The organism is Frankia sp. CpI1-P, assembly GCF_001421075.1.
In the GTDB taxonomy this organism is placed as follows: Bacteria; Actinomycetota; Actinomycetes; order Frankiales; family Frankiaceae; genus Frankia; species Frankia torreyi.
In genome coordinates this window covers 1-9792 of the sequence record NZ_LJJX01000105.1, presented here as the reverse complement: position 1 = coordinate 9792, position 9792 = coordinate 1, and the positions used below count along the sequence as shown (strand labels likewise).

At 70.2% G+C, this 9792-nt stretch carries 10 protein-coding genes and 5 pseudogenes; 9 read left to right on the top strand and 6 right to left on the bottom strand.

Annotated elements, in window-relative coordinates:
• Nucleotides 1-16: 16 nt before the first annotated feature.
• Nucleotides 17-253, top strand: a pseudogene (locus tag FF86_RS69505) (Rieske (2Fe-2S) protein); the annotation flags it as partial.
• A gap of 317 nt (nt 254-570) precedes the next feature.
• Here the strand turns inward: FF86_RS69505 and FF86_RS30535 are convergent.
• Entirely contained in the window at nt 571-1557 is a 987-nt protein-coding gene (locus FF86_RS30535) for a glutathione S-transferase C-terminal domain-containing protein (protein ID WP_063870544.1), read from the bottom strand.
• A 308-nt stretch (nt 1558-1865) separates the two neighbouring features.
• Here FF86_RS30535 and FF86_RS30530 point away from each other — a divergent pair, with 308 nt between their 5' ends.
• Nucleotides 1866-2471 (top strand): AAA family ATPase, encoded by a 606-nt coding sequence (locus tag FF86_RS30530; RefSeq protein ID WP_044888697.1) that lies wholly within the window; start codon nt 1866-1868, stop codon nt 2469-2471.
• A gap of 21 nt (nt 2472-2492) precedes the next feature.
• On the opposite strand, the gene FF86_RS30525 is transcribed toward FF86_RS30530, so the two are convergent.
• Nucleotides 2493-2729, bottom strand: coding sequence for a hypothetical protein (locus FF86_RS30525; protein ID WP_044888698.1), 237 nt, complete (start codon nt 2727-2729; stop codon nt 2493-2495).
• A gap of 250 nt (nt 2730-2979) precedes the next feature.
• On the opposite strand from FF86_RS30525, the pseudogene FF86_RS64515 reads away from it, so the two are divergent.
• A pseudogene (locus tag FF86_RS64515) lies at nt 2980-3266 on the top strand (hypothetical protein); the annotation flags it as partial.
• Nucleotide 3267: 1 nt separating this feature from the next.
• Nucleotides 3268-3837: pseudogene (locus tag FF86_RS30520) on the top strand (transcriptional regulator); the annotation flags it as partial.
• 250 nt (nt 3838-4087) lie between these two features.
• Here FF86_RS30520 and FF86_RS30515 read toward each other — a convergent pair.
• Together FF86_RS30515 and FF86_RS30510 are read right to left on the bottom strand one after the other, a co-directional pair.
• Nucleotides 4088-4788, bottom strand: a 701-nt coding sequence (locus FF86_RS30515) for an enoyl-CoA hydratase/isomerase family protein (RefSeq protein ID WP_242419919.1), incomplete at its 3' end; no start/stop codon positions are given.
• 60 nt (nt 4789-4848) lie between these two features.
• A complete protein-coding gene (locus FF86_RS30510; RefSeq protein ID WP_199865564.1) occupies nt 4849-5526 on the bottom strand; it encodes a DUF72 domain-containing protein in 678 nt (225 codons plus the stop codon).
• A 637-nt stretch (nt 5527-6163) separates the two neighbouring features.
• On the opposite strand from FF86_RS30510, the gene FF86_RS30505 reads away from it, so the two are divergent.
• The 3 genes and pseudogenes from FF86_RS30505 to FF86_RS30500 all read left to right on the top strand — a co-directional run.
• Nucleotides 6164-6532 (top strand): hypothetical protein, encoded by a 369-nt coding sequence (locus tag FF86_RS30505; RefSeq protein WP_044888700.1) that lies wholly within the window; start codon nt 6164-6166, stop codon nt 6530-6532.
• A 255-nt stretch (nt 6533-6787) separates the two neighbouring features.
• Nucleotides 6788-7019: pseudogene (locus FF86_RS61320) on the top strand (DUF2637 domain-containing protein); the annotation flags it as partial.
• A gap of 1 nt (nt 7020) precedes the next feature.
• The coding region (locus FF86_RS30500; protein ID WP_242419918.1) for a hypothetical protein at nt 7021-7906 on the top strand (886 nt) is incomplete at its 5' end.
• Between the two features lie 105 nt (nt 7907-8011).
• Here the strand turns inward: FF86_RS30500 and FF86_RS30495 are convergent.
• Entirely contained in the window at nt 8012-8482 is a 471-nt protein-coding gene (locus FF86_RS30495) for a pyridoxamine 5'-phosphate oxidase family protein (RefSeq protein WP_044888706.1), read from the bottom strand.
• A 210-nt stretch (nt 8483-8692) separates the two neighbouring features.
• Between FF86_RS30495 and FF86_RS64510 the strand changes: the two are divergent.
• Both FF86_RS64510 and FF86_RS61315 read left to right on the top strand, forming a co-directional pair.
• Nucleotides 8693-8941 (top strand): annotated as a pseudogene (locus tag FF86_RS64510) (hypothetical protein); the annotation flags it as partial.
• A 16-nt stretch (nt 8942-8957) separates the two neighbouring features.
• The coding region (locus FF86_RS61315) for a DUF1360 domain-containing protein (protein WP_255355980.1) at nt 8958-9238 on the top strand (281 nt) is incomplete at its 5' end.
• 367 nt (nt 9239-9605) lie between these two features.
• Here the strand turns inward: FF86_RS61315 and FF86_RS61305 are convergent.
• The coding region (locus tag FF86_RS61305) for a transposase (RefSeq protein WP_242419916.1) at nt 9606-9792 on the bottom strand (187 nt) is incomplete at both ends.

Sequence of the window (9792 nt, the reverse complement as noted above, 5' to 3'; positions counted from 1 at the left end):
GGTTCCCACGGCCGGCATCTGGCGGACCGTCGCCACCACACAGGACCTGCCGGAAGGCGGAGTGCGTGCCTTCGACACGGGGACCGTGGTCGGGTTCGTGCGGCGGACCGATGGTCGGGTCCGCGCGACGTCGGGGATCTGCACGCATCAGGGCTGCCGGCTGGCCCTGGACCCGGCGCAGCAGCGGCTGAACTGCCCCTGCCACCGCATGGCCTTCTCACTGGCCGGCGAGGTCGTGAACTACAAGATCCGCNCCCCGCCGCGTCCGCTGCCCAGCCTCACCGTTCGCGAGGTCGACGGCGTCGTGCAGGTCTACGTGCCCCCCACCCCCACGTGAACCGAGGGGCGGCGGCCACCACCGGATGGTGACCGCCGCCGTGGTATGGCCCCCAACGTTGGAGCCGGTCGGTTCGCCGTAGCCGCCCCGGGCTTCGGCCCGGCATCACGGTGAGTTCGTACGTGGGCGTGCTCTGTTCGTATGCGCAAGAAGGTCGTGAGGCGACCCGCCGCGCCGCGACGTAGCCGCGATCAGGACGCCTTTCCCAGCGAGAAGCGGTCGTGCCGATGCGGCTACGCGTCGTCTCCGGGCGCGGTGTCCCAGCCCGCCAGGACGGCGGCCGGCTCCGAGAAGGTGGCGAAGTCGGTGGTCGCCCGGAAGGCGGGGAGTTGGTAGAGGGCGCTGGCGTAGGTCCACAGGTGCGGGTAGTCCGACAGCGGCGGCAGGGCCGCCAGGTCACCGCGGCGGCCGCGGTAGCGGACCAGGGAGACCCACAGGCGCACGTCGGCCTCCGTAAGCTGGCCGCCGACCAGATACGGGGCGTCGGCGAGCCGGGCGTCGAGCGTCGCGAACGCGTCGAGCAGCGTCGCGCGGACGGTCTCGTCGTGCGCCGCCCGGTGCGCCCCGTGGTTCACCGCCGGGCCGATCCAGGAGTCGAGTTCGGCGATCTCGGCGCGCAGGTGCTCGGGGTAGGTGTCGGCGCCGTTCGACCAGCGGCCGAACTGGGTGGCCAGGTCGATCCCCAGGCTGGTGAAGTCGTTGGACACGACCTGGCCGGTCTCGCGGTCCCACAGCGTCGGGACGGAGACGTGGCCGTCGAAGCCCGGCTCCGTGCGCTCGTAGGCGTCGCGCAGCAGGGTGAAGCCGTTGACCGGGTCCGGGCCGTAGGTCTCGCGGAATCCCCAGCCGCGGGCGTCGCGGGTGCCGTCGACGTAGGAGACGCTGATGACGTCCTCGAGCCCGTGCAGCGCGCGCTCGAGGGTGACGCGGTGCGCCCAGGGGCAGAACCAGCCGGCGTAGATGTGGTAGCGGCCCGGCTCGGCCGGGAATCCGCTCGACCCGTCCGCGGTGATCCGCCCGGTGAACCGGTACAGCGGCCGGGTGTCCGCGGGGTCCCGTCTGATCGTGTACTCACCGTAGGTCGCCACGTCGGTCGGGCTGGCATACACCGGCCCCGTGGTGTCGGCGGCGGCGGTGTTTTCGGAGACGGCGGTGTTTTCGGAGGCGGCGGTGTTCTTGGAGACAGGGGTGGTCTGAGCGACGGCGGCGGCCTGGGACATGCGTGTCCTCCTCGGGGCGCTGCTGGAGCGGCCACGCAGGTCGCGGGCCTTGTTTCTCCAAGGCCGACCAGTACTGCGCTATTCCGATCGGGCAGGCAGAGATCCCGTCACCTCGGCACCAGGTGGGCGGCCGTGACCGTGGCATCCGCACCACTGGTGCGGGTGCCGCTGATGAGCGAGTCACCCGGCGGGCGGCGAGCTGCCGCCGTCACGCGTCTGCCCTGGTGCTGGGCGGTGTGAACACGCGGTCGCGGTGAGAGGGGGACTCTGGGGCCAGGTGACGATCGCGCGGAGGAGTGACCTGTCCGATGAGCTCAACGACCAACGAGCAGAACGACCACGACACCTCACCGGCAGCGGCCCGGAGAACCGAGCGGGCGGTCATTCTCGTCACCGGCATACAGGCGGCCGGGAAGTCGACGGTCGCGCAGATACTGGCCGAACGGCTACCCCGCTCGGTGCACGTGCGAGGCGACCTCTTCCGGCGCATGGTCGTCAACGGCCGCGTCGACATGACCCCCGACCCGACCGACGAGGCGACCCGGCAGCTCCGGCTGCGTCATCAGCTGACCGCCACGGTCAGCGACGGCTATTTCGCGGCTGGATTCACCGTGATCAGCCAGGACGTCATCCTCGGCGACCACCTCGCCGAGACGGTCGCCGCGATGCGAAGTCGGCCCCTGTTCGTGGTCGTGCTCGCCCCGCGCCCCGACGCCATAGTCGCCCGCGAAGCGTCCAGGACCAAGACCGCTTACGACGCATGGACGGTCCACGCACTCGACACCGTGCTTCGTAGCAGGACCCCCCGCCTCGGGCTCTGGCTCGACACCTCACACCAGACCTCCGCCGACACCGCCGACGAGATCCTGGCCCGAGTCTGGACAGAGGGGAGGATCAAGGAATCCGGCACCTGATCCCGGCGCCCCGCCGGACGCCTACGGGGCGAGGCGAGCCGGGTCCGCGGGGACGACGCGGAACGTGCCGCCCACGATCCTTCCGTACATCTCCGCCGACATCGGCCCGGGAAACGTGGCCCCGACCGACGTCGGTGAACCGTCGTCGTCGACGAAGACGACCGCGTAGGACTCCGGCGCGGAGCATCCACCGCAGACGGTGGACTCGGCGCGGGTCCAGCTTGCCTCGGACGGCGCGTGACGCCGGGGCGCGGTCAAACCGTCCCTGCCCCGGATCGGCGCGGCAGGGGCCGGGCCCCTGCCGGCGCGTTCACAAAAAGATGAACTGATTTATCCTCGCTGAAGAAATCGAATCTCACCTCGCCGGCATCGGCGAGCCGATACGTTCTCACGATGCTCCACTCCTCGTCCGCATGAGCGCGGTCACGGCTGTCACCCATCCGGGTGCGTCTACAGACGCTCGCGGATGGCGGGCCCCTTGGCGAGGGTGTGAGAGCCGTCATACTGGATGCGGAAAGGCCGGTGCGGCGGCCTCGTGCAGGCGGGCCACCCGTGGTGCGGGGGAGATCTGGTTGCGTGCGACGATCAGTCGACGATCCGGGCCGGCCTGGCAGCCCGCGCGCCCATTCCGGGGTGTGACTACAAGCAGACCAGGTGGAAACGTCGGGCGACGAACCAGAACCGAGGAATCCGGGTAGACGATGTGATGGACATGCAACCCTGCCTTGCCACCCTCCTGGCGAGCATCGTCGAGCTGAGGAAGGCGGCCGGGCTGAGCCAGGCCCAGCTCGCCAGNCGGGTCCGCTACCAGCCGAGCTACTTGTCCAAGGCGGAGCGCGGCCTGCTCGGCGTGCCGTCCCAGTCGCTCATCAGCGCGATCGACGCCGAGCTGAACGCCGGCGGTCGGCTGGTCGAGCTGCGGCGGCACGCCTGGTTGGAGGACAAGGGGAGCCAGGCGGGCATCACCTGGTCACGAGCACTGGAGGAGGTGGACACCACGGATCGTCGACAGCTCATGGTGGGGGGAAGCGCCGCCGCCGCCGGTCCCGCCGCAAGCCCCCAACTGCCCGCACCTGTGCCGTCGCCGGGCGGCGTGGGCCGCCGGGCCGGTGGCGGCGTCGACCTGTCCGGTCGCTGGTGGACGGCCTGGCAGACGTTCCGGGACGGCGAGGAGATCCATTCCTCGCAGGAGGCGAGCCTGGAGCAGTCCGGAGCGAAGATCCACATAGAGGCGATCACTCGCGGACTGCCCACCGAGGAGGGCGGGTACCTCTGGTGGGGTGAATTACAGATTTTCGACGAAGAGATCATCATGGGCTGGTACGTCAGTTCCGAGGGTCCGGTTCGCTCGAAGGGATCGCTGTTCNTCGCGCTGAATCCGCACGGCGACCGCCTCACCGGGCGCTGGGTCGGGCTGAGCTACGACGGCATGTTCATCGAGGGCTGGGGTGCGGTGGCCCGCGACGAGCAGACCGCGCTCGCCCTCATCGAGCGGCTCAAGAAGCAGTATCCGAAGGTCGCCTGAGCCCCGGTGCTCGCCGCACGATCTCGGTGCCACCGGCCGGTCGGCGTCTCATCCGGTGAAGAAACTCTGGTGGCGCCGAGCCNCGGCGTCNACGAATTCCGCCAGGCCACTGCGTTCGGCCAACAGGAGGTTGGCCTTCGTTCCGCGCACGGATCTCAGCGGGCGCGCGCCCAGCTCGGTGACCATCGCGGTGACCTCCGCCTCGAACCGGTCGTCGGGAAACACCCGGGCCACCAGCCCGATCCGCCGAGCATCGTCCGCGGTCAGTTTTGCCGGGAGGAAGCAGAGGTCACGCGCCGCGGCCCCACCGAGCGCGCGGGACAACGTCCACGGCAGGCCGAGCTCGCTGGTGAGTCCGAGCTGGGGGAACGCGACGGAGAAACGGGCGCGGGCGGCGGCGACCCGCAGATCGCACGCCGCCGCCCAGCCGAACCCGGCGCCGGCGCAGCCGCCGTTGACCGCGGCGATGGTGAGCTGCGGCATCTCGTGCAGCAGGGTCGCCGACTGGTAGACCTCCACCGGTGGGAGGTCGGGGTCGTGGTCGGTGAGCACCGCCGTCAGATCCGCGCCCGGGCAGAACGTCCGGCCGGTGCCGGTGAGGACGACGACGGATAGCGTGTCGTCGCGGGCGAGGTCGGTGAGCACGGCGTGCATCTCGATCATCATGGTCGTGGTGACGGTGTTGTGCGCGGCCGGGCGGTTGAACCGGACCCAGGCGACCGGCGCACTGACGCGCACGTCCAGGGTGGTCCAGGGGCCCTGCGCGGGGTGCTGCGACGGCTCGTCGGTCATCATCTGTCCAGTCTTCTCGCCTGAGCACCTCCGCCTGGACCCCGCCTGTGCGAGTACCGCTCACGCGCCACACAGGTGGCGCAGTCGGCGGGAGTTGTCGACGGCGTAGCCGTGGCCGTCGTTGTTGAAGTAGGCGTAGACATCCAGGCCGCCGCCGGACCATTCGTTGATGCGGCCGGCCCACCAGCGCAGCGCGTCGTCGTCGTAGGAACCGGCGTAGAGGGTCGTGGGGTCCGGGCCGTGCAGGCGCACGTACACGAACGGCGCGGTGGCCCGCAGGACACACGGCAGGCCGGCGCCGCTCATGACGCAGTAGGCCGCGCCGTACCGTTCGAGGATCCGGTAGACCGCCTCGTCGTGCCAGCTTGGATGGCGGAACTCGACCGCCACCCGCATCCACGGCGGCACCCCGGCCAGGAAGTACTCCAACCGGGCGTCGTCGCGGCTCTGGCGCCCGTCGAGCTGCACCAGGACTGCCGCTCGCCGGTCGGCCAGTTCATGCCAGGCGCCCGCGATCCGACCCGTCCAGGCCTCCGGTGCGTAGAGCCGCTTGGCGTGGGTCAACCCACGCGACGCCTTCACCGACATCACGAAGCCCCGCGGGAGCCGGCGGCGCCACCGAGCGAACGTCGCGTCGGCCGGCCAGCGGTAGAAACTGGCGTTCAACTCGACCGTGTCGTACTCGGCCGCGTAGACAGCAAGGCGGCGGCCGGGCGGCGTCCCCGGCGGGTAGAGCACGCCTTCCCAGTGGCCGTAGCTCCATCCCGAGGTACCGATGTGGACCGCGATCGTCGCTCAGCCTCCTCAGGTCGATGCGAGCCGTGCCTCTCGCGCGATCGCGGCCTTGATCTCGGTCTCGGCGAGTCAGCCGCGTGTCGGCGGGAGAACGACCGTCCTCCGGCCGTCCTCGCGGTGGTCGACGTGGAGGTCGTGCACCTGGCGCCGCCATACCCGGCATTGGGCCACTAACCCAGCCCGGCGCTCCGTACCGATTTGCGGTCAGAACGCGGCCAGATCGTGCCGAGGCTTGGGTACGGTTTTCGGCCCGAGAAGTGGCACGAGCCCTCGGCTCGATTCCGTGTTCAGGAAGGCGCAGAAAGGCATGAAGGCGGGATTTGTCTGCGAGCACCAGCCCCGAGCCCGACGCCCGGTGTTCCGCGGAACCGCGCCATGCCGCCGGGCCGGACCTCGACTTCCGCGACCATGCCCTTACCTGCATACCTCGACTTCCGCGATCATGCTCGCACCTGCACACCTCGACGGTCACGATCAGGGAACGCGACAGGCCCCCGCAACCACACACGCCGCCTCGCCCAGCCCGGCCGCTCGCCCAGCCCGGCCGCAATGATCTGGAGGCGCCCCCGAGGAGGCAGGTATGTCCGTCACGCCATTCAAGGATCTTCCGCTGGCCGACCGCACGCGCGCCTGGAACGGCGCGGCGGCGGAGAAGCGGGTCCGGCGCTGGGTCGAGGCCCAGGACGCCCCCAACGGCAAGTACCGCGAGGCGCACGTCTGGTACGACCAGGAGAAGAAAGACGAGTTCACCGGTTACAAGCTGCTTATCGCTGATGTGATCGACGGCGAGCTGACGGTCGTTCCTCGCGGGGTGATGGCGGCGGCGGCGGTCATGCAGGGCTCGCGCGGCGGCGTGAATCTACCCGCGGCCGATATCACCCGGGCCAGGAACCACCTCGCCAAGTACTACAAGAAGATGGGCGACGACGCCCCCTGGGAAGCGCGGTAAGCGGCCGGATCGTCGGGGCTCACACCGAGCCGGCCCGACCAGAGGACCGACTGCCTGCAACAGATCCGATCCGAACGGTCAGGGCTGACGGTCGCCGATGGTGACCTGAGAAATGCGTAGGCGGACGCTTTTATCACGGTTGGCACCAGGGCGAATACTGGCATTCCGCATCGATCGGGGTGTCCGGACCACGCGATCGGCTTCGGCGCAAAATGTGTCCTGACGAGGCATTCCGAAGCAGACGAGGAGATCGGTGTGGACGGTGATCAACCGGTGAGCGAGGGTCGATCCTCCGGCCTCCGGGCGGAGCGGGCGATCCGGGTCACCACGGTGGTCGCGGTGGCGACGGTGGCGGTGGTGGCGGCCTTCGTGTCCTATCGGCACATGCGCGGGGTCGCGATCGCGCACGGGGAGGACTCGATGACCGCGGCGGTGCTGCCGTTCAGCGTGGACGGGCTGATCGTGGCCGCGTCGATGGCGATGCTGGNGGACCGGCGCGCCGGGCGGAACCGGTCCTGGCTGGCCTACCTCCTGCTGGCGCTCGGAGCCTGCGCATCGCTGGCCGCGAACGTGCTACACGCCGAACCCACGGTCACCGCCCGGATCATCGCCGGCTGGCCGCCGCTGGCCCTGCTCGGTTCCTACGAGCTGCTCATGCGTCAGATCCATCCGGCCGGACGCCGAACCGTCGGCGATCCGGTCACCACCGTCCTACCGATCCCACCGCAACGTGGCCCGATGCCCGCCGTCACCGAGCCCACCATCACCAAGCCCACCGTCACCAAGCCCACCGTCACCAAGCCCACCGTCACCAAGCCCACCGTCACCAAGCCCACCGTCACCAAGCCCACCGTCACCACGGCCGCCGTCACCGAGCCCGCCCTCACCACGGCCGCCGTCACCGCTTCCACCGTCACCGCCGATGAAGCCACCACGGCGGCGCCTTCGCCGGCCCCGGCGCCAGACGTCGCTGACCACCCGAGCCGGACCGACAGCCGTGGACCCTCGCCCCAGGAGGACGACGACACCGATCGGGCGGGTGCCGATCGGGCGGGTGTCGATCGGGTCGAGGCCGACCGGCCGGATGCGGCGTCGCCCGCCGGGCTGGACGGCGCGGCGGACCCGGCAGCGAAACGCGAGGCGATCGCGCGCACCCTCGACCAGACCGGCGGGTCGGTCACCAAGACGGTCGCGGTACTCGCCGCGCAGGGCATGACGGTCAGCAGGAGCTGGGTCTACCAGGTCCGTAGGAACACCTCGTACGCCGACGTCAACACCGTCCCGCCCACCCGGCCCGCGCACCGGCACACCATCCGTGGACGGCGCCGCGGCATGGCTCCCGAACGGACCCTCGTCCCCCACTCCAGCCAGTAGCCGACCCCGAGGGGGGTTGCAACTGGCGGCACGGAATCTCGCGTCAGGGCCCCCGGGCCGCCCGAGCCCGCCCGGGGGATCCCATGGACGATGCCGGGTGCGGCCCTACTTCCGCTCGACCCTCAGGAGTCCTCGTTCGGGCGTCCATGACTCGACGACGAGTCCGGTGGCCTCGGCGTTGAGGCGGGTGACGACGACCTCGGTGATGTCGGCGACGAACATCTCTCCGTCGGCATGCTCGCTCGCCTCGGCCGTGGTCACCGGGTTAGCGGGAACGGCCCGCCCGGCGATCTTCGCCTCGCCCGGCCAGTCGCTCTCCCTGCCCTGCTCGGGGTGGAAGGTGGGGCCGTGTAGCGCGAAGCGGGGATCCCGGTGAAGATCCGCGCCCTTGCGGGCGTCGGTCATCGAACCGAAGCGGAGGTCGCCGTCGGTGAACTCGCACTCGATGCCCGAGATACGGGGCGAGCGATCGGCGCGCAGCGTTGCGATGGTCTTGTGGCGACCGGCATCGAACAGCCGCCGCACCCGCCCGGCGAACTCCGGTTCTGCCTGCTCGATCGCCTTCCACGCTGGCACGCCGCGAAGCATACCGTCGACGGCCGACTGGCCGGGTCCGAACACGAGGCACACCGAGGGCGCCCTGCGCCGAACGGGATGGCGGGAGCGGATTCGGTCGGCGTCCGCCGTTGCTCCCGGCCCGGTCGGATTGCCCGGGTGATCTTCAGGTGCCGCCGACATGGCGTCGCTCGGTTTGGGGTCCTCGGCCGGGGTACGCCCGGAATAATGATGACTACATGGGAATCGACCGCCCGCCAGGTCACCGATCGGGTCACCGGGATCGCGCGGCGGGAGGAAGCGGAGTACTCCGGTGGCGAGCCGCGTCCGCTGGGCGGATACCTGGCGACGCTGGGGACCTATGGCGTCGCGTGCGCCTCGATGGTCGGGGTCGCCCGGCTGGTCGGGGCGGCGCCGCCCGAACGGGTGAGCGCGGCCGACCTCGCTTTGGTCACCGTCGCGACGCACAAGCTCAGCCGCNTGCTGACCAAGGACNCGGTGACGAGCCCCCTGCGGGCGCCGTTCACCCGTTTCCGCGGCCAGTCGGGTCCGGCCGAGCTGGCCGAGGATGTGCGCGAGTCAAGCGAGGCCCGGCACAGCATCGGCGAGCTGATCACCTGCCCGTTCTGCGCCGGGCAGTGGGTGGCCACCGGTTTCGTGTTCGGGCTGGTGGTCGCCCCCCGGTTCACCCGGCTGGCCGCCTCGGTGTTCACCGCCGCGGCCGGTTCCGACGCCCTCCAGTTCGCCTATGCCCGCCTGGAACAGGCGGCCGAATAGTCCGCAGCCGGCCGAGACGGGATCCGGCTCCCCGTCCCGGTTCAGTGGGAACTTGGTCGATCGCGAGACATCACAGCGCTGGTCGGCGCGGGGACACCGACCATGCCGGCCACGAACCCAGAACCAGATGATCTACGACTACATCGCCTGGCGAAACCAGCACGCAGAAGATCAGAAACTCCGGCAGATCGTCCAGCGGGCGAACGTGGCCTGACGAGGCACTAGTAGACCGTCGCCACTAATGTTTGGGGTATAGGTGGCGGAGTTTGGTGCGGGCGTCGGCGGTGGTGAAGTGCCAGTGGACTTGGCGCTGGTCGGTGTTGACGGCTGTCTGCCAGGCGGCGAGTTCGGTGTTGAGCACGTCGANGTCGTCGATGCGGCGGTCGAGGCATTGGCGGGTCAGTGCGGCCAGTTCGATCTCGGCGATGTTGAGCCAGGAGCCGTGTTTGGGGGTGTGGTGGATCTCGAGGCGCCCGGCGAGAGCGAACGCGACGGCGGGGTCGAAGGCCTCGTAGAGCGAGGCGATGCCGTGGGTATTGAGGTTGTCCATGACC

Excerpts from the sequence above, each read along its gene's own strand:
- FF86_RS30505 (WP_044888700.1), top strand. The coding sequence starts at position 6,164 with ATGTCCGTCACGCCATTCAAGGATCTTCCGCTGGCCGACCGCACGCGC.
- FF86_RS30535 (WP_063870544.1), bottom strand. The coding sequence starts at position 1,557 with ATGTCCCAGGCCGCCGCCGTCGCTCAGACCACCCCTGTCTCCAAGAAC.
- FF86_RS30530 (WP_044888697.1), top strand. The coding sequence starts at position 1,866 with ATGAGCTCAACGACCAACGAGCAGAACGACCACGACACCTCACCGGCA.